The 20,292-nt window shown below is 54.5% G+C and carries 12 protein-coding genes; all 12 read right to left on the reverse strand.

Features of this window, described 5'->3' with window-relative positions:
- Window positions 1-24: 24 nt before the first annotated feature.
- The 12 genes from H567_RS23075 to gmd all read right to left on the reverse strand — a co-directional run bounded on the left by H567_RS23075 (window position 25) and on the right by gmd (window position 19,917).
- Entirely contained in the window at window positions 25-1,329 is a 1,305-nt protein-coding gene (locus H567_RS23075; RefSeq protein ID WP_084516865.1) for a glycosyltransferase WbsX family protein, read from the reverse strand.
- Window positions 1,330-1,359: 30 nt separating this feature from the next.
- Complete coding sequence (locus tag H567_RS26900) at window positions 1,360-2,904, reverse strand: alginate O-acetyltransferase AlgX-related protein (protein ID WP_161626561.1); 1,545 nt, start codon at window positions 2,902-2,904, stop codon at window positions 1,360-1,362.
- Between the two features lie 276 nt (window positions 2,905-3,180).
- Window positions 3,181-4,635, reverse strand: coding sequence for an MBOAT family O-acyltransferase (locus tag H567_RS0104210; protein WP_028320441.1), 1,455 nt, complete (start codon window positions 4,633-4,635; stop codon window positions 3,181-3,183).
- 12 nt (window positions 4,636-4,647) lie between these two features.
- Window positions 4,648-5,571, reverse strand: coding sequence for a class I SAM-dependent methyltransferase (locus H567_RS0104215; RefSeq protein WP_028320442.1), 924 nt, complete (start codon window positions 5,569-5,571; stop codon window positions 4,648-4,650).
- Window positions 5,572-5,609: 38 nt separating this feature from the next.
- A complete protein-coding gene (locus tag H567_RS0104220) occupies window positions 5,610-8,066 on the reverse strand; it encodes a rhamnosyltransferase WsaF family glycosyltransferase (RefSeq protein WP_028320443.1) in 2,457 nt (818 codons plus the stop codon).
- A gap of 73 nt (window positions 8,067-8,139) precedes the next feature.
- Window positions 8,140-9,612: a glycosyltransferase gene (locus H567_RS26905; RefSeq protein ID WP_051184476.1), complete on the reverse strand. Its 1,473-nt coding sequence runs from the start codon at window positions 9,610-9,612 to the stop codon at window positions 8,140-8,142.
- Between the two features lie 58 nt (window positions 9,613-9,670).
- Entirely contained in the window at window positions 9,671-11,611 is a 1,941-nt protein-coding gene (locus H567_RS26910) for a sulfotransferase (protein WP_028320444.1), read from the reverse strand.
- 388 nt (window positions 11,612-11,999) lie between these two features.
- Complete coding sequence (locus H567_RS0104235; RefSeq protein WP_028320445.1) at window positions 12,000-13,826, reverse strand: PglD-related sugar-binding protein; 1,827 nt, start codon at window positions 13,824-13,826, stop codon at window positions 12,000-12,002.
- Window positions 13,827-13,865: 39 nt separating this feature from the next.
- The gene (gene lptG / locus H567_RS0104240; protein ID WP_028320446.1) at window positions 13,866-14,942 is read right to left on the reverse strand and encodes an LPS export ABC transporter permease LptG; all 1,077 of its coding nucleotides are present in this window, start codon (window positions 14,940-14,942) and stop codon (window positions 13,866-13,868) included.
- Window positions 14,943-14,945: 3 nt separating this feature from the next.
- A complete protein-coding gene (gene lptF, locus H567_RS0104245; protein WP_028320447.1) occupies window positions 14,946-16,097 on the reverse strand; it encodes an LPS export ABC transporter permease LptF in 1,152 nt (383 codons plus the stop codon).
- A 206-nt stretch (window positions 16,098-16,303) separates the two neighbouring features.
- The gene (locus H567_RS0104250) at window positions 16,304-18,484 is read right to left on the reverse strand and encodes a glycosyltransferase (RefSeq protein WP_084516869.1); all 2,181 of its coding nucleotides are present in this window, start codon (window positions 18,482-18,484) and stop codon (window positions 16,304-16,306) included.
- Window positions 18,485-18,828: 344 nt separating this feature from the next.
- On the reverse strand, window positions 18,829-19,917 hold the full coding sequence (gmd, locus tag H567_RS0104255) for a GDP-mannose 4,6-dehydratase (RefSeq protein ID WP_028320449.1): 1,089 nt from the start codon (window positions 19,915-19,917) through the stop codon (window positions 18,829-18,831).
- Between the last annotated feature and the right edge of the window lie 375 nt (window positions 19,918-20,292).

Consider the following 20,292-nt stretch of genomic DNA (forward strand, 5'->3'; position numbering starts at 1 on the left):
CCGCACATCAGGAGATTCTATAGATCAGGTCCATCGCCGCAGCACCTGCTTAAAGAGGCTGTGCCATCCATCCGCTCCGCCATTCCCCCGCATCCGCTTCAGCCGCATGATCCATCTCTCACTGAGCGTCGGAGGCGAGGCGGCAAAAGAAATCATCCGATAATCCACCAGAAAGATCTTTTCCGGCTGGGAAGCCAAAAACCGCGTCACTTCAGAAGCAGACGGGTCATTCATACCATCATCCCACTCAATAGGCAAACGAAGACCGCAACACGCGCCTGTCAGCACCGCATTCCGCTTGGCCCGTTCGGTGGCGGCCAGGAATTGGTGTCCATAACGCATATCGGGTTCGAGATGGCACCCTTCACCCCACTCGTTCCAGGCATTGATAAAGACCAGTTGCAGGTCCCCATCAAACCTCGAACGGGTTCTGGCGATGGCCGACGCCAGCCAGAACTCGTATTTTTCGGGGGAAATATTGACAAAGCAATTGCTGCCGTTCTGACGCCGGGCTGTGTTGTCCCACGCAGGCATCACCGCCCTGAACAGGCAATAATCCGGGTCCTTCGACCGGATGCTGTTCAGAATCACCTCACGATAGTCATAAATGCTGCCTTCGTAGCGGCGGTTGACGACCCGCAGCCAAGGATTCATCCTGCGGCTGAAAACGCCGTGGGGCGGAAATTCGAGCGCCGAATCGAATCCATACGGCCTGGGATCGGTGATGCCGAAACTCTGCGCCGCGCACAGATGAACCCCCGGAAATCCTCGCCGATGGCACTCCTCGCGCCAGATCTCGGCGGTTGCCTTGGGGTCCGGCAACAAGTTGACGCGATAGACGACCAGCAACGGCCGGCCGTCTATACAGATGTAGCGCCGGTCCTCGAACGCGGGAAAGAGGCTCTGTATGAAGGCCCTGTCATCGTAAGCCGAATGGGTTTGCGCAATCAGGATCTCCTGCTCGTCACCGTCCCACCGGCGGGTCCAGTTCTCGTTCGCCCAGCACAGACAAAAGGGCATATCCGGCCGGCCGGTTCTCAAGACCTCCTCGAACGGCCGCTCCAGAAGACGCCTGCCGTTGAACCAGTAATGATGATAGCAGAACCCGTCGATCCCGTAGGCACGGGCGAGTTCGGCCTGCACTTCACGGGTCTCCGGAACCCTCAAGTCATAAAACCCCAAATCGGAAGGGATGTGCGGCTGGTAATGCCCGACGAAATTGGGCCTGGCCTTCGCGACATTGCGCCAATCCGTAAATCCTTTGCCCCACCAGAGATCGTTTTCCGGCACAGGGTGAAACTGGGGGAGATAAAAGGCGATGACTCTCATAATCGACCGGGATGCTCCATAGTCTTCTGTTCACATTCGATGGCTGTCGGAGCGGGTGCGCCAATCGAATCCATGCAACGTATAGGTTCCGGGAACCGCGCCGGGATCCAGACGCACACCCGCGGCGCATGCAGCCCTGGGGATCTCGATGTACATTTCGTTCAGGCCCCTCCGGACCGGCCTCCTGATGCTCTGCTCTTCACAGTGGTAAGGCCTGCCAGCCGTGTGGTAAAAGACCTGGAAGACCGTATCGGCCGGCGCCGTGAGGATGATGCGCATAATCGAGGAGCGGCCTTCATCCAGACTCGCAGGCGGCAGCCACAGCTGCGGATCACCGCCCCGGGAGACCACATCGAGGCCTTCCGGCCGGCCGGCGATCAGGACGTCTCCGAAGGTCCTGAGCCCGGGCAGGACTCCACCCTCGTATTTCAACACGGGCCAATCCGACAGCGAAAACCGCTCGGAGAGAAGGGCCTCCACATCCAGATCCGGCGTTGCCAGTACTTCCATGAAGGACCGTTCGACGACTTCTTCAAAAATGACATCCGGCTTTGCCACCGCGATATACTTTTCGACGAGGCTGCGGTCGAAGTGCGTCCAAACGAAATCGATCTGGGCGAAATGCTCCGCCAAGAAATCCTCCAGGGAAACCAGGAAGGAGTCGCGAAAGGCCACGGCGCGCAGGCGGGACCGTTCGCAGCCCCTCGCAAAACCTGCCGATTCTCCGGGCACGATCGGTATGGACCGCCGGGCCGCCTCCAAGTCGACGGCCTCCGTTTTCTTCACGGCACAAGGCTTTTGAGGCCTCAAAAAAGGATAGGCCTCCCCGAATAGACCCCGAAGATCCAGCATCTGCGCCAGATCGCCGCCCGGCACATCAGCCGAGGTTTCGATCAGCCGGCTCCGCTCGAGCGGCTCCGCCTCGGGAAACCATTGATTAAATACGCGCATGATCTCCGTGTAGGCCCAGTACGCGCCCCTCGGGTTCCAGTGCGTGTCCGACAAAAGGTACAGCCGCTCATCCCCCTTTTTCGACCGGAGGATCTGCCGCAGGTCGAGCACCTGAAAATCGGACTCCCGGCCCATGTACGCCAGAAACTGGTCAAAGCGGGTCCGGCCTCTCTGCCGCCCAAGAAAGTCCGGAAGGAATTCCGGGTAGATCGAGTGCTTGCTCGGAGCGACGACAAAGAGATACCGGATGCCTTGATCAGCAAGCCAGTCGCGGCGGTTTTCAAGGACCAGCCTGGCCTTCGTCAACTCCTCCGGTGTCAGGGAGATGAGCCCTCGATGGTCCTCGATGCTGCGACAGCCTGTGTAGAAAAGCCACCCGTCCCTGCCGAGGACAACCTGTTCCTCCGGCGACCTCCGCAGCCATCTGACCTGCAGATAATTGAAGGCCTGGATGCACTCCCGCCGGAATCCAAAATGATCGTTCAGATAGGCCTCGAACCGGGCCGGGAATGACAGCACCGATCGAGTCGTCAACTCGAGGCGGGGGAGCTCCGCCAACGTGCGCTTCTCGCTGTCTGAAAGGGCCGCCTTCGGTGTCAGCGCAGTCCGTATCAGAGGCGTCAAAAGGACCGCCAGGAAACAAATTATCCGCAGCGTCGCGAAAACTCTCCCCCGCCGCCCCCGGCCGCCCGCACCATGATTCACGATCCCTGAATCCAAAAACACCTGTAAGCGTCATGCGCGGCGATGCTACGCCGCCGGAAAAAGCTGTGAAAGCGCTCGACACCCTTCCGCTTCAATGAAATGGTCGAACGTCCGTTTTCAGCACACATTGCGAATCGAAAAAATCCGCCGTTCAAAAGAGCGCGGGGACGAAAGCCGGGGAACTCTTCTGCTGCCCTAAAACCGAAAATAAATAAAGGGGTTGTAAGACCCAGCCGCGAGATAGAGGATCGAACCCGCGAGCAGCAGCACGAAGGCCGCGTTTTCCAAAACCGCGGCAGCGCAACGGGGCATCACCCCGGCCACTCCCCCCGCGTTCTCACCAAGCCTCTGCATCCAACCACGGACTGCAGGAAATACAGGCGTGGCAAATACAGCCCCGCAGAGCACCACTCCCCATGCCTGCCGATCCAGGTAGGCCTCCAGGGGATAGCGGAGTGCATCCCCGGCCGTCAGGCCCATCATCGCCTCGAGATAGCCCAGCGCTCCGGACAGCGTCTCGGCCCTGAAAAACACCCAGCCGCTCATAACGACCGCCAAAACATACCCATGTCGGATCGGCCGCCAGCAGCGCTCGAGCACGGAGCCGAAACCCAGGCGCTCCAACACCAGGAATGTCCCGTGAAAGAGCCCCCACACCACGAAATTCCAGCTCGCGCCGTGCCAGAGGCCCACCAGGAAAAAGACCGTCGCCAGATTCGCATAGGTGCGGAGAGGCCCTTTCCGGCTGCCTCCAAGAGGAATGTAGAGATAATCACGAAACCAGGTCGAAAGCGAGATGTGCCAACGTCTCCAGAACCCCCTCATGGATCGGGAGACATAGGGGTAGTTGAAGTTTTCGAGAAAACGGAAGCCGAACATCCGCCCGAGTCCGATCGCCATATCGCTGTATCCGGAAAAATCGAAGTAGATCTGGATCGTGTAACAAACGATCCCGAGCCACGCCACCGGCGCGGTCAAATCTCCGGTGGAAACAGCGAAGATAGGGTCCGCTATGGCACCCGCATTGTTGGCAATCAACACCTTTTTGCCCAGACCGAATACGAAGCGCTCCACTCCAGCGGCGAAATCAGCGAGACGCACGCGCCTTGACACGATCTGCCTGGCCAGATCGTGATAGCGGACGATCGGTCCGGCAATCAACTGAGGAAACAACGCAATATACAAGCCGATGTTCATGGGATTGCGTTGAGCCGGCGCAGCCCCACGGTAGACATCGATGATGTAGGACATGGACTGAAAGGTGAAAAAGGAGATGCCGAGGGGCAGATGGCCGGGATCTATACCAGCCGCCGTCCGCCCGAGGATGGGGGACATGAGGAAGGAGAGGTTCTCGGCCAGGAACGCGCTGTACTTGAAAAAGACCAAAATCGCCAGATCGGCGGCGATGCCGATCCCCAGAATGAGACGCGCCCAACGACCGCCGCGGAAAGCGGCGATCAGGACTCCGACGGCGTAGTTGGCGGCGATGGATGCCAGCATGACGGCGACATAGAACACCTCGCCCCACGCATAGAAAACCAGGCTCGCCAACAGAAGCCAGGCATTCTGCCCTCTTCTTCCCAGCAGGAAATAGATGCCGAGCGTAACCGGCAGGAAGCAGAAGAGGAATATGATGGAACTGAATACCATAAGGACGGCGCTCTACTTCATCGTTTTTCCTGCAAGGCAAAAGACATAATCGCTGGGAAGGACCTTTTCTCCGATCAGAATCCTCTCCAGCAGAATCAGCCCCTCGATGAGGCCCGCTCCGGCTTCATTGCGGTCGAAATTGAAGGCGATGTCGCTCAACAAGGGATGGAGGATCGTCCCGCCTGTCTCGGCAACCTCGATCAGGTCGAGATGCTTGGCTGCAAAATGCATGATCTCATCCGATCTGATCGATTCAGAAGGATCATGGGCCTTGATCGCCTCGATATCATATCGTTCGAGATGATGCTTGATGCGGCCGTCAGCCGTTTTTTTATAGGGTTCCGGCAAAATGCGCAGAATCTCGTTCACGATGCGCAGCTGCCTGTCCGTAAATTGGAGGCGGCGCGGACCGATGTATTCCCGCATCATGAAAAGGCCCCCGGAACGCAGACCTTTGTTGATCTGATCAAACAGGTGATCGAGCCGTTCGACATGGTGAACCGTTCCGACGGCCCAGATGAAATCATAGACGTCCGGTTCGATCTCGATGGCATTCAGGTTCCGGCAAAGATAGTCAATGCCCTCGATCCCCCTCGAGCGCGCAATCCCCTGCTGCCTTTCAAGCAGACCCTCCGCAATGTCCACCACTTCGATCCGCTCGAAAAGCCCCCGTTCGAACAGGATCATTTCGCAGGCCGGATCCCCTTCATTGCAGCCTATGGACAGGCCCCGCAACCCCGTATTCCCGGTGCGGGCCTCCAATTCTCGGAGCGTCCAATCAAAATACCCGGTTTCGGCATCTCCGGTCATCATCTCGTTCTGGTAGCGCTGAACCGCCGGCAGGAGTTCCCAATAAAGCACCCGATCATCCCGCCGGTATTGTTCCTGCGAATGGTCCCAGAGCTCGGCCACCCTGTCCCGCTCATCGATATCCATGACAGTCCTTCGTCCCGCGCACCCGGGCACATCCCCCGTCAGAAACCCATTCCGTTCAGATAGCCGGTCTCGCCGCCCCAGCCGGTAACCTTAACGATGATCCCTTCGCGCAGGGAGATCCCCTGGCTGTTCAGCACGGGCGGCCGCCCCTCGAACTCCCAGCCCGACATGACGAATTCATCCCTTTGGAAGTAATCCCTGACATCTGTCCGGGCATAACCCAGGGCCGCCTCGCCCACCTCACTCCCATCGCAATAGATCATGACCTGCTTGACAGGCGCACCTGTCTGACGGTCAGCCGCCCAGCCCCGCATATAAAAGGTTTGATCATCGGTAATCGTGATCGTGTCGATACTCCCGACCGGCCTGAAGGTGGGGACAAGCGTGCTCAGCGTGGGGATATAACGTTTCGAAAGGACATAGATGTCCTGTTGTTCGCACAACTCCTCCGCCATGCAGGTAAGATTGGTCATACCCAGCCGGGAAGCGAGACGCTCGAACCAGTCCTTCCGCACATAAGTGCTGCCATACTCCTCCTTCGAAAGGCTTCGGCTTTCACTGAAGGGGATAAAGGTAAAACCGTCCTCCGCGAGCGGCACTCCTGGCGGAACGGCCTTCTCGCTGTGGGTCGAAAGGATCAGGACACCCTCATCCTCGAGCAGACCGTACAGCCGGATCAGCCATTCTTCGAACCGGGCGGCGGGCAGATGGGAAAAGAGCGAACCGACGTAAACAATCTCGAACCTCTCTGGAAACCGAACCTCTGAAGGCTCTGTCTTCGAAAAAAAACCGTTCACCCCGAAAAAGCGCTCCTGAAATCTGACGGCATTCTGATAGATATCGCTCACCCAGATTTTTTGAGGATCCATCACCTGAACCAGAAACCGCGAGACCCGGCCATAGCCGCAAGCGAAATCAAGGAAGCTTCCGACATCCTCAAACCTCCGTTGGGACGCCGTCACAATCTTCTGAATGGTTTCAAACGACATAAGACCCGATTTGAAATACCACCACAGCGCCTCATCCTCCCCCACATGGCCGAGGCTGTCGAGGTACATCTCATCCTCGCGGCTGACCCGGTAAACGAAGGCATCCGGATGTCTTGCAATCAGCTTGACAAGCGAGCGAACGACGGCTGGAGGCTCGAGGTCCGGATCACCCGCCGAAGCCGCGGACGACTTCTGCCTCGCCGCCCCCACCGGGGGCTCCCATCCGATGAAAGCTTTCATCTTCTCCAGAAATGCCCCATCGAACGACACATCCCAATCCTGAGGCCACTTCACGCGTGATCCCCGGATGCGCCCGTCCCAATCCTCCACGCCTGCGGCCGCTTCGATAAGCGCATCACGAATGCCCTCAACCGTGGGGTCGGCCGGGATGAGATTCGTAGAAATGCCTTGCAGCACATCGACCGTTTTGTTCTCAAAGGTATTGGTCACCACCCGAATCCCGGCAGCGGCCATCTCGAGGGGAACAAGGCTCGGGTGCGGGCTCAGCATCAGGCTCAAGCCGACGTCGAAATGCGGCAGGAGATCACGGTACTCGTTCAGACTCATCTTCGGCAGAAGATTGAGGCGGGTCCCCGCCTCGTCGATCAGGATACAGTTGGGAGAGGACTGAAGCGATCCGATGCCGAAAAACTCCCACTTTCCCTGAAAGGCACCCTCGGCGATCGCCCCGGAAAGTGCGAGCATGCCGAGTTCGAAGCAGTTTCTCGCCGCATGGGTCTCAGGCCTTGCATAGAATACCAGACGCCTCACGGGCCGTTCCCTGAGCATCTCCTCGCTGACATCGAACCGGAGGATCGCGTTCTCGAAGGCGACGGAGTTCTTCTCACCTTCCTCAGGCGATTCCCGGAACAGCCCGATCCGATTGCTGCGATGATAATCCATCAGGATCTTCGTCGAAAAAATACCATAGTGGGGGAGGTCATAGCTCATCCGGGACAGGACATGGAGGGAGCCCAGTTCATAAAAGATCGGTTCGTACTCCTGGCTCAGATAGATGAAGCGATCACCCGCCAGGGCACGCATGGTCAAATGAGCGATATGGGCACTCCAGCAGCTCGTCGCCACGATGGCATCCTGCGGATGGCATGGAATCGGATCTTTTCTGTCCGGCGCATACACCACTTCGACGCAATCGAAGAAGTCTTCGAGCCCTTCATAGTCCCGGATCTTCCTGCACCATTCCATGGGCTCGAAATAGCATTCCTCGGTCACGATGATCCTTACCGGATACCCGGTGAGGGCCAGGCGCTTCGCCAGACTGAAGACACTGATATACCCGCCGAAAAAATACTTGAAGTCGATGATGCCGATGAGCACGTTTACACGAGGGACAAAAGAATCGCGTACATCCAGATTCAGAGGACTGATCTTACGGCGGATGAACCGCACAGCCGGATGCTCTTCGGCTGCACGGTCCTCCATCACATTCAATAGGAGATCCTCTACCTGAACTTGCTTCTGCTCATCCGCTTTCCCATTTTCCATTCCCATCACCTTCCAAAAAAACCTGAATCGTGCCCATCCGAAACGGAGCAGACATCAAAGCAGTGCGCCCAGGCTAACCGGAAACAGGACCAGTCGGGATGAACCATCTGCGAACCCTGTAGTAGTATTTGAGTAATTTGACGGACAGGACACTCTTCAACAAAATGCCATCCAAATGCATCGTAATCGGACCGCGCCGCATCAACCGATTTCGGACAACCTGATAAACGAGATACCAACAGGACGATTCCGTCGAGATAAAACCATCGAGAATGCGTTTATTTTTATTATCTATATCAACACATCGCTCTTTTATAATAATGCTAAAAATGATTCTTCTTATGAAGTTATTATAATATTGAGATTGATAATAGAAAAAAACCCCCTTCAAAGCTGCAGGCAGCGCACACAAGGTCTGCTTGATGGACTTTATCTTATCAATCAGTGAGATACGAACGTACGGTGATTTTTTACCCGTTTTCACATAATGACCTATGACGTTTTCACCATGCTGGAAATAATCATAAAGCGGTTCGTCCACATAACGTATGCAGCCACAGCTCAAAGCGACACAGGCGATAAAATGGTCGTGATAGATATCGTCGATCTTTTCAGGAAAGGGCAGCAGGCAAGGGATCAGATCCCGCCGGAACATCGATGCCGCCCCCGTCACTGTATTGGCCAGAAGCAGCAAATCGAGCCGGGAAAAATTGTTTTTTCTCGTCGTCCAATAGGTGTCCGAAATCAGATTACCCCGGCCGTCGACGATATTCATATCGGAATATACAAGGGTCGTCGAATCGTCGAATTCATCCAGCAGCCTCTCGATCTTGGATTCGTGCCACCGGTCGTCCTGATCCGCAAGGGCGACATAAGCGGCCTCCTGCGGGACCCGCGTCAAAATCCGCTCGAAATTATGGTAATAACCAAGATTCCATTCATTGGAAAAAAGGAGGAACCTCGGATCATCGCCGATGCAGTCTGCTATCGAGGAAAGACATTCCGGACTGGAGCAATCGTCGTTCACGATACACACCCAGTTCCGGTAGGTCTGTCTTTTAATGGACTCGATCTGCCGCCTCAAAAAGCCGACCGGCGGGTTGTAGGTCGCCATACAGATGGCCACCAGGGGCTCGGCGGCATCTGCCCGCACCGCTACAGGCTCCATTGTCAAGTCCGGCTCGAGGCGAACCTGCCCCCCATCCACCTCGCAGACCGTTCCATCCGCCAGCACTGCGCTCAGCTTCAGCCCAGCGGTTCTCCGGGCGACCTCCGCCTGCAGGGGTATCATCACCCAAAACCCGCTGTTCAGGCTGTGCCCCCGCATGTCGGCAATGCCGAATTGCGCACGGAAGACATCCAACCTGGCTAGACCGAAGTTCCTGACCGGATGCGCCGCGCCGTCGAAGATCACCGTCAGACTGCGGATGTGTTCCTCCGTGTGATAGCACCAGCCCTGGACATAGAGCACATTGCCCTTGCCGACATGCAGGGGTTTCGAAAGGTCCGTATAAACATTAAAGAGGAATTCCCGTCCAAGCGGCATACTCAACCCTGCGCATCACCTCTGTCCGCCCCGATTAAGACGGTATCTTCCGGGAACCTCAGGAAAGGAAAAACCCCTTGATTTTTCCATAGAAGCGAACCGCCTTCCACGACTGGGAGTCGAAAATATTCCGCAGTGTTTCGGCGTGCTCAGTCAAAAGGGTTTCGAGTTCGGTTATTTTTCGGCTTTTCTCATCGACATCCGCTTCCATGAGGCGGATCAATCGATTCAGATTTTCTATTTGCGTTTCAAAAGACCGTTCTTTTACCCTGGACTCGGCGATTTCCCGTCCCGCAGACACTAACCTGTCGTTATCATCAAAGTGTTGTGTCTCTTTTTCCTGAATCACATTTTCAAGGTTTCTAATAACCTCTATCTTTACGCGGATTTCCTTTTCGATGTTCCTACAGTACTGATCTTTTATCCTCAAAACCGTTTCCTGATTTCTTGTTCTTTCGGATAATGCAAAAATCGCTTTATTCTGCTTGACCAGCAACTGGGTTTTCAAGGAAATCGCCTGTTCTGCTTCTTTTATTTCATTTTCTCTCTCCAGAACGCTGTTTTCGAGTTCTGAAACACGCAGAAAATGATTTTTTGATTCCTCCATGAGACTTTTGATAACTTGTTCCTTATTTTCTATTTGCTTAATTAAATTATCGATTTCAACCTTCAAGTTTTCTTCGTTCTTATATGAATCGTTCAGGGCGGCGGTCTTATCCCGAATCTCGGCATCTTTCTTCAAGATCAGATCCCGGGATTCTTTCTCAAACGCGTTAAACCGAGCTTCCTTTTCCTTCAAGACCTCCCGCGATTCGGACAATTGCCTGTCTCTATCCGCAAAAATATCTTCATATTCCTTTTTGATTCGCGCCAACTGCTGCTCATTTTCACTCAAAATGCGGTTGTGCCTCGAGGCCAGTTCTTCCAATTCGATCTGCTTTCGCGACAACGCATCATTGGCCGCAATAACCTGCCGCTCCTTATCCTCCAGGAGTTTCCCGTTTAATTTTTTGATGTCATCTGTAAACATATCTTTCTGAGAGATTATCTCCTCAAGGGCAGAAACCTTGGAAACGGATCCCGCCAAGGCGCGCTCATTCTCTGCCAGGGCCGTCATCATCTCACCCAGCCGTCGCTCAGTGCGCAGTAGCGCGTTTTCTTCACCCATCTGCCGCACAAAGTCAACGAGTGCGGACAATCGGCCCGTTTTCACATCATCCTCGCCGGCATCCCCCGCTGCATAGCCGTCTCTGCAGACGGCCCGCGTCATCAGATAGATGATCTTGACCCTCGCAGGCAGGTCATCCTCTTCGAAAAACTCCTGCAGTCCAACCTGCTGGTGATGCAAATCCGAACGGATGGTCTTCTCGACCCATTTGGCATCCTCCGGCCACGCGAGACGGCAGAACTCGACTATCCGCCTGGCAGCGGAGGTTGGGATCTTGAAGAATTCATCGAAATAGACGATGCAACGCGGCGCGCCTTCCGTGCCACGGAGGGCCGCCGTGACATAATGCTCCCACAGCCATGCACCGCGCTGCACCGGAATATCATCGCGTTGAAGCAGGGATCTCCCCACTTCCAGGGGGTCGCGCATGCAGACGACAAACCGCAGACCTGGAATGAGACGGCGCCAAAAAGGCACAAGGATCGTCGTCCTGGGATCCTTGAAACCCCACAATGCATTCACCGGGAAGGAGGCGATGAGGGCTCGCGCCTCTTCAGCCAGAGAAGCCAGAGCCGGATCCGCATACCACCGCCCTTCGAGAGGCGGCGGTGCATGCCAGGAACCACCGAAATGAGCCAGGATCCGTTCGTTGATATTCACGAAATCCTCATGCTCGAAAAAGCCCATCCGGTTCGTTTCATGCGGCGGCAACAGCCTGTCTTCGGGGCCGAGGAACAGGCCGCACGCATGCAGCAACCCTGCGATCATCGAGGTGCCGCTGCGATGCATCCCAATGACGGCAATCACACCATTTTCCAAAGGGTCTTTCAAATTCCCGCCTCTCCTTGTCACCACCGGCAGACGATCCGATCTCCATATCAGAAAGGAGAGCAGACCGCTTGACGTCCCGAAGGCAAGCCACCGGCCATGAACTCACGTATCGCCGACGCGGCGAAGCCGGGCCCACCGGGACCAAGCGACACCCCGCACGCAAAAAACAGGATCTAATTGTTCAGGAGAATAGGATTGTGTTGAATCTTGGGACGAATCAGAAACGGGACCTCACCGGGTCATTTTCCCCTGCCGAAGCCTGCTCTCGAGATTGGCCTCAAACCCGTTGCCGATAGCGGGAATATAGCGAAATATAAAGCATATGTCAAGGAAGCACACGGTTCCGGCATGCAAATAAAGACATCGAGGGCCTCTGAAGAATCGGCATTCAATCTATGATCAACTTCATCTGCCGTATATTGACATTTGATTTCAACCTTTCACAAGTATCGCCGATTGCTTTCCGTTTCTCCGAATCGATGTCTTTAAAAGCAATGATCATTTCTTTAATATTATGTTTCGCTAAAATAGACTCAAAATCTTCTATGGTTCCAATTACTTTATACCCTTTGATACGTTTGCCTTTCAAAACTTTATTATCATCGATGAATCCAACGATCGACAGATTCATTTCGGAATTGGATTCAATCTCTTTTATAACCATCTGTCCACCGACACCCGCACCATATATTAAAACAGGATCACCGTTCTTTTTGCTTTTCTTTACCACTTCATCCAAAATACGGGATGATAGCCGTGAAAGAGAAATCATAATAAATATTATAACCCAATAGATCACAAAAACAGCTCGTGAAACACTTTCGAATCGATAGACAAACAATAGGAAAAGCATGGTCGCGACGCATCCGAGCGTAATTGCTTTAATAAGAACGATCAGATCGCTAAGCCCCACAGTCTCCCAGACGGATTGATATACACCGAACAGAAAAAAGGATGCTACCTGGGCAGACAGGAGGATCGGAAGCGACTTCAGAAAAATATCGAAATTCGCCCCGACTTGCCCTTCGAAACGCAACAGATAGGCGCTGTAATAAGCGATGGTAATCATCCCCGCATCCAGCAGCACTGCCAGGATACCCTTACGGTAGGTAAAATTCACCAATATCGGAGTGAGCCTCGTTGATTCGACGTCCGCCAGGATCGACCGCTCGGGATATACCTTGACCTTCCCAAGGTAGATCCAAAAAAATACGACCAGAAGCAGGTACAAACCGATCAGCAGGATCCCCGGCCCCAACCCCACATAGTGGATGGCCAGGGCAAGCCCTCCGGAAACCGCGGCGAATGCGTAAAGCACCAGCACGGCTTTCCGCTCGCTCAGACCGATAGCCACCATGCGGTGGGAGGAATGATCCTTTCCCCCCTGGGAGATCCTGCGGTGGAACAGCTTCCGCATCAGGCTCACAAAGGCCGTATCCAGGATCGGCACGAACAGGATCATCACCGGCACGCCGATCACGGACACCAAATGAACAAATCCGTGTTCCGCAGCCCTCGCCGAACCGCCTGAAACCGTCAAACATGCCAGCAGGAAGCCGATATAGAGGCTCCCGGCATCGCCCATAAAGATCTTGGCGGGATTGAAGTTGTAGATCAGGAAACCGAGGACGGCGCCGGCGTAACAAAGGCTCAGAAGCAGCGTCTGCTCCCTCAGGACAAAAGGCTGCGCCAGAAAGAGCCAAAGAGCCAGAAACGCCGCCCCCAGAAAGGCAATGCCGGCGGCCAGGCCATCCATGTTGTCGAGGAGGTTGAATGCATTCGTAATCCCTACCACCCAGAGAATCGTCAGAAAGAGGTTCAGCGTGTCGAATTGCGTCCAGCCCAGTCGAAATCCGAAGTAAACCAGCGCGGAGGTGATGATCAACTGTCCGGCCAGTTTGTGCTGCGGGGCCATTGCTCGAAGGTCGTCAGCGAGCCCAAGCCCGAACATGGCCGCCCCGCAAATCACCACCGGCAGAATCGGCGCCCCGAATTCCCGCCACCCAAGCTGGCAGACCATCATCGACCATGCGCCATTCAAGGCCACAAAAATCGCACATCCCCCGAGGAGCGCCGTCTTCCGGCGATGCCAGCGATTCTCCCGTGGAATCGCCACGTATCCATGCCTGACGGCGAACCATCTGACGAGCGGAGTCAGGAAAACGGCCAAACCAAACGCAAGACCGAGCGACAGGGGATACTCGAGCGATATCATGCCTTCCCTGATAAACGCTATCACTCTATGAAACCTCGATCATGTGCGAACCCTCATAAGCACATAGCACCCACCGAAGCCGAAGCCGATATTGGCCGACCAGACGGCAAGCCACGGTGGCAGCAGACCGGTCAGACCGAGCGATCGCATGACGCCGAGGGCGACGATGTAGATAAAACAGACCCCTATCCCCACCGAAACGGCAGCGGGCGCCCCGCCTTTGGGAAGACTGAGTGCAATCGGGATCCCCCACAGGATCATCAGGAAATTGATAAAAGGAAAGGCAACCTTGAGATAAAGATTGACCAGGTACTCGTTGGCGTCATAACCATCCGCTTCGATCTGCTCGGCAAATCGTTTGAGCTGACCATAGGTCATTTCCTCCGGCTCTTTCACTGGAACCAGAAACGCTTCAGGCAACTGTTCTATGGGCATATTGATTGCTTTGAAACGAACCATATCGTAAGATCCGTTTTCATTTCTTGTCAGTTCTATGCCCTTCAGGCCAACCCATTCGCCATTTTTCCACATGGCCTTTTCAGCATGAATTTCCTTGGTAATCACAAACGATTCATCAAATATATACAATATGGGTTGATCCATTTCGTTTTTTTTGCCATCAAATCGATGGATATAACATATCCTGTCTGTCCCACGATGCCACACATGATTTCTGTAAAGTGAACGCTCACTATCAACTCTTTTCACAACAGTATTCCATATCGCTTCGCTTTTACTGCTTGTAATAGGTATCACCGTTTCGGAGAAAGCCAAAACGCAGCAGGATAGGATCAAGGCGGCTATCAGAAGAGGAAAACTGCTTTGAAAAACACTTATTCCACTGGCCTTCAAAGCAGTCATTTCATTATTCTTTCTCAAAATAGAAAACAAAATGACTACGGAAATAAGCGTTGCAGCCGGCGTCATCTGTACAGCGAGAAACGGTAGCTTATACAGGAAATACTTCACAACATCTGAAAATCCTGCATGCACCTCAAGAAAATTATCGATTTTTCCGATGAAATCAATGATCAAAAAAATACTTGTGAAACCGATCAGGCACAAGCAAAAGATGTAAGCGAACTCTTTAATGATATATCGCTGTAGGATGCTCATCGATTATTTCTTTTGAAGATCCCTGAAAAAACGATGCAGATTCAGGTGCAAATGCTTCTCTCTTGACACTCTTCTAAAAAGATAAATAAAGGATGCGAGAAGAAAGGTATTGGGGATCCAGACGGCAAACATCGGCGGCACGGTCGCGCTTTCCGAAAGGCTCCGGACACCGGCAAGACATAAATAGTAAACCATGAAAACCACCAGACCCACTCCGATGCCCATAGATCTTCCTCTGCTCTGAAGTTGCGCGCCCAAAGGAAAACCGACCAATCCCATAAGAAACACAGCTATAGGCACTGTAATTTTTTCCATCAATTCAACGACCATCTCGTTGTGCCTTACACCCTCTTTGGTTTCCTCGATCTGCATTGCCAACTCTTGAACCGAAAGCTCTTTGGGTGCTTTTTCTCTCATCCTCCACGCCCTTATCATGTCCTGCAATCCGACACTCAGGTCATACGCCTCGAACTTGATCGTCCTTGCAGTGCTCATGTCTTTTTCGACAACCAGGATGGACCCTTTAGAAAAATGGATCATGACCATCTGCTTCTCGCGAAGATAGCTGATTTTTCCCTCATTGGCCACAATGGTGTTGATGGACCTCGGATCTCTGCGATCGACGACGAAGACCTCCTCCATCACCCCTGTAGCCCTGGAAAACCGGTTCACGTAAAAGGTGACGTTTGGAAAAGGCTCTGAAAAGACGTTCGATCTGATCGCCGTAGCCGCCTTCGTCTGAGCCAACTCGAAAAGGGTGTCTTTGAAAGAGCTGTTCCCCCAGGGGACAGCGAACACCGTTATCAACAGGGTGGCAAGCATCCCGGCCGAACAGAGAAAAAGCACGGGCGGCAACATCTGCTTCAGGCCGATCCCAGAAGCCCGCATGGCAATGATTTCACTGTCGGAAGACAGCCTCAGAAACGCGACGATCGTGGACATGAGGGCAGCCGCCGGCATCGAGAACGTCAGGATATCCGGCAGCAGGTAGGCGATCATCCAGAGGACCAGGCTGAGTTTCACCCCCTGCCCGACGATCAGATCCGTTATGGGGAGAAGTTCGGTCGCAATGATGATGAATACCGCCACGACCAGGCTGGAAAAAAAGGGCGGCCACATTTCGTTGGCCAGATAGCGGTCGAGTATCTTGTTCATGCACCTTTGCCGATTTGGAGGATTGACTGTGCATCAACTCGAGTGCCGCCGCTGCACCCGTTCTCGATCTGCATCCCTTAGGCGGAAAATCCCCGTCATCACCGAACGCCTCGCCCCTCTCGAAAGAGCCCCGGCGCCGAGGCGGAACGCCTCCTGCGGTTCGAGAACACGGAACCCGAATCCCTTTCAGAAACCAGCCGGCGGCATCAATGGGACGGACGCTCCACCAGGCCCTGATAAAGCTCTTCCATATCGCGCAAGAGCCTTTCCTCTGAAAACCGGCGTATTACAAAGGATCTGGCCGCGCGGGCGAATGCTTCCCGCGTATGGTCCTCATTGTGAAGCAAATACGTCAAGCCGTTGCTGAAACCCCTCGAGTCCCCTTTCGCACACAGAACCCCCCGCTCACACAAGGTAAATCCGCGGTTTGGGATGCTCCTGACAGGCTTTCCCAGCAAATCGACGACACCGCCGGCATCCGTGGCGATGACAGGGACCGATGCAGCCATGGCTTCGATCATGGAAACCGGGGTGCCCTCATTATCCGAGGTCAGCGCCAGAACGTCAAGATCGGCATAGACCTCGGTCAAGTCCCTGAGCCATCCCGTAAAACGGACATAGGGGGTGATTCCCAGTTCTCTGCAATAGGTTTCGAGACCGATGCGCATCTCGCCATCGCCGATGACAGCGAATCTCAGATGATCCATCCCTTTTTCTTTGATGCAGCGATTGGCCGCCTCCAGAAACAGGCGGTGATTCTTGATCGGCACCAAGCGTCCAATGATGCCGACAAGGGCTGTGTCCTCTGAAAATCCGAGGCCGCGCTTGAACCGGCCTTTCCGTTCGCCGCTCCGGAGAAATGGCGTCAGGTCGAAACCGAGGGGGACGCTCTTGATCTTTTCAGCGGACGCTATGCGGAACTTATACGCCAGATCCTTCTTCTGTGAGGGGCTGATCGCTATGATGACATCCGTTCGCAGAGCGAGCAACCGCTCGATCCAGACATACAAACCGGAAAGCACCCTGCTGAAGTACCCTTCGAAAACATGGCCGTGGAAGGTATGAACCATCCGGATTTTTCTCCGGCTGAATAGGTTGTAAAAAATCGCTGCGAGTCGCGCCGTGGTCCCTGCCTTGGCGGTGTGGGTGTCGACGATGTGCGGTTTTCTCAGGTGCAGGACCTTCAGCACGCTGCGGAAAGCAAGAATGTCCATGAGAGGGCTGATTTCGCGCTGCAGTTCAGGAATGAAAACCACCTTTTCGGGCAAATCCACAAAAAGGTACCCCATGTCCCCTTCTTGACGCGATATCTTCCCGGTGATCAGCGTTGTCGCAAAACGTGCCCGATCGAGGTCGCGGGTCAACAGGTGGACATGGATCGCCGGGCCGCCGATATTCAGACGCGCGATAAACCGCACGATTCGGATCTTTCCATCCTGCAGCCCGCCACCCCGTTTCGATCCCCATGCGTTTCCTTTTCTCCTGAGAAGCCGCCCTCCTCTGCTCAACGCCTGAAAAGTGCAGACAAACAGACATCGTATGATGATGCCGATAAACACGAGCGGTTTGAAGAATGCCTGCGAAGGGCTCAAGTACTTCGCAAAGAGTTTGTAGCTGCTTTGATGAAAGGCGAGCACCGAACCGAAAACATTCCTTTCGCTGCTCCCCCCCACAAAATGGGTGATGGAGGCCGATGGCAGATAAACGACCCTCCACCCGTTCGCCCACATCCGCCTGCACCAGTCGGTATCCTCCCAGTACATAAAAAAACGCTCATCGAGATACCCGACTGTCTTGAAGGCCGACCGTCTCACGACCATGCAGGCACCGGAGACCCAGTCCACCTCCATGGGCGTTTGACCGTCGCAATCCATCGTCCGAACATTTTCGCGTGTAATCCGATTGTTGGGAAAAAGCCTTGAAAAAACGGAGCGGCGCCCGAAAAACGCCGTCAACGGGGTAGGAAAACCGCGTGCCGAGCCCTGAACGGATCCATCATGATCGAGGATCCTCGGGCCCAGGATCCCAATGTCGGGATGCCTCTCCATATAATGCAGCATCGTTTCAAAAAAACCCGGATGCACAACCGTATCCGGGTTCAAAACCAGGACGTAGGGCGCCGTGCACAAGGCCAACCCTTTGTTGACCCCCTTCGCAAACCCGATGTTTCTTCTGTTTTTTTCAATGCTGGCTGCCGGAAATTTCTCGGCGATTCGATCGATGTCATCGTCTTCGCTGTTGTCTTCCACAAATACCTTGCATCTCAGATCTCCACTTACCGTCTGGATAGAATCCAGGCACTGACTCAGGAGATCGGTGCTCTTGTAGTTGACGATCACCACATCAACGGCAGCCTTCTCTAAGGTATCAGGGGAAGATAAACTCATGTTTCATCAAGCATCCGCTTCTTCTGGTTCAGTCAACGTTCTCAGCAAAATCTCTCACATATGAAACCCACAGCATCATCCCGCAGCCGCAAAACCGTTATGGGGGAACCATGCCACGCGGCAAGCCTGCTCCATAAAGCATGAACTCCACGACCCCAAGGCCTCCGGGAAAGGCCTGTACTCTCCGGAACGACCAGGCCCCCAATCCACACAGGATGATTTTCAGCCGGTATAGAGGAGATCAGGCGCTTGTGTGGCGGCGACCTCCGGGTCGCAGCCACACAGGGAAAAACGCAGATTGACGTCGGGATTGGCAAAAAAGACCATTTCCTGATGGAGACGGCTTATTCGAAACGATTGTAGGTTCGGAATCCTGCGCTTCCGCACAGTTGATCCCTCTGGGCCTCCTTGAGATCTTCCCGCACCATGACCTTCACAAGTTCGTCAAAGGGCATCCTGGGCGCCCACCCCAGTTCTTCGCGCGCCTTGGCTGCATTGCCGAGCAGCGTATCGACTTCGGTAGGCCTGAAATAACGGGCATCGATCCTCACCCGGACCTTGCCGGTCGCTTTTTCGATGCCGACCTCGTCTATACCGCTTCCTTCCCACACCAGATCCATGCCGACCTCTCGGAAGGCGCACTCGACGAACTCCCTCACCGAGTGGTTTTCACCCGTCGCGATCACGTAGTCATCCGGCTTTTCCTGCTGCAGGATCAGCCACATGGCCCGGACGTAGTCGCCCGCGTAGCCCCAATCCCTCCGGGCATCGAGATTGCCCAGGTAAAACTGCTCCTGGAGCCCGAGCTTGATCCGCGCCACCGCACGGGTGATCTTCCGCGTCACGAAGGTTTCGCCCCGCACAGGAGACTCGTGATTGAAAAGGATGCCGTTGCAGGCGAACATGCCATAGGCCTCCCTGTAGTTCACGGTAATCCAGTACGCGTAAAGCTTCGCCACGGCATAAGGGCTGCGGGGATAGAAAGGTGTCTTTTCGCTTTGAGGAGTCTCCTGCACCTTGCCATACAGCTCGCTGGTGGACGCCTGATAGAAGCGCGTTTTCTCACACAGATCGAGGATTCGGATGGCCTCCAGCAGCCTCAGCGTCCCGAGCGCGTCCCCGTTGGCCGTATACTCGGGGGTCTCGAATGAAACCTGGACATGGCTCTGGGCCGCAAGGTTGTATATCTCGTCGGGCTGAACCTCCTGGATGATGCGGATGAGGTTCGTCGCATCCGTCAGATCGCCGTGATGCATAAAAAAGCGGACCCCCTCTTCATGCAGGTCACGGTAAAGATGGTCTATCCTGCGCGTGTTGAAAGAAGACGAACGTCTTTTCAATCCATGGACCGTATACCCCTTCTGCAGCAGAAACTCCGCCAGGTACATCCCATCCTGTCCGGTAATCCCTGTGATCATCGCTGTTTTCATCATCCCTCGCCCACCTGGTCAACATGCAATTTCCACCAAAAAACAAGGCTCAACCTCACGGCAAGCCACAAAGCGATCCTTTCGCGACATTCGCCCTATTTATAGGGGGAAAATCTCGGCTTGGCAACGACTAAGATCCATCTTGCAGGCATTTCGCCGGAGAGAAGCACCGGTCCCGCAATGCGACGGGCCCGCGCAATCCCCTCTCGGAAACAGCTTCCCATGCCCCCTCGGCGGAAGCTGTTGCGAAAACCTGGGAAACGTGCTAGAAAGCGCTATTTTGAAGCAGTGAAGTCTCAACCGCCCGTGAACCGTGCCCGGGCATGTGTCGCGTTTTCCTCTCACCGGTGCCCTTTAAATGCGCCGGCATTCCGTTTT

The organism is Desulfatiglans anilini DSM 4660 (genome assembly GCF_000422285.1).
GTDB classification, from domain to species: Bacteria; Desulfobacterota; DSM-4660; order Desulfatiglandales; family Desulfatiglandaceae; genus Desulfatiglans; species Desulfatiglans anilini.

Excerpts from the sequence above, each read along its gene's own strand:
- H567_RS0104210 (WP_028320441.1), bottom strand. The coding sequence starts at position 4,635 with ATGGTATTCAGTTCCATCATATTCCTCTTCTGCTTCCTGCCGGTTACG.
- gmd (WP_028320449.1), bottom strand. The coding sequence starts at position 19,917 with ATGATGAAAACAGCGATGATCACAGGGATTACCGGACAGGATGGGATG.
- lptF (WP_028320447.1), bottom strand. The coding sequence starts at position 16,097 with ATGAACAAGATACTCGACCGCTATCTGGCCAACGAAATGTGGCCGCCC.
- H567_RS23075 (WP_084516865.1), bottom strand. The coding sequence starts at position 1,329 with ATGAGAGTCATCGCCTTTTATCTCCCCCAGTTTCACCCTGTGCCGGAA.
- lptG (WP_028320446.1), bottom strand. The coding sequence starts at position 14,942 with ATGAGCATCCTACAGCGATATATCATTAAAGAGTTCGCTTACATCTTT.
- H567_RS26905 (WP_051184476.1), bottom strand. The coding sequence starts at position 9,612 with ATGCCGCTTGGACGGGAATTCCTCTTTAATGTTTATACGGACCTTTCG.
- H567_RS0104215 (WP_028320442.1), bottom strand. The coding sequence starts at position 5,571 with ATGGATATCGATGAGCGGGACAGGGTGGCCGAGCTCTGGGACCATTCG.
- H567_RS0104220 (WP_028320443.1), bottom strand. The coding sequence starts at position 8,066 with ATGGAAAATGGGAAAGCGGATGAGCAGAAGCAAGTTCAGGTAGAGGAT.
- H567_RS0104250 (WP_084516869.1), bottom strand. The coding sequence starts at position 18,484 with ATGAGTTTATCTTCCCCTGATACCTTAGAGAAGGCTGCCGTTGATGTG.
- H567_RS0104235 (WP_028320445.1), bottom strand. The coding sequence starts at position 13,826 with ATGATATCGCTCGAGTATCCCCTGTCGCTCGGTCTTGCGTTTGGTTTG.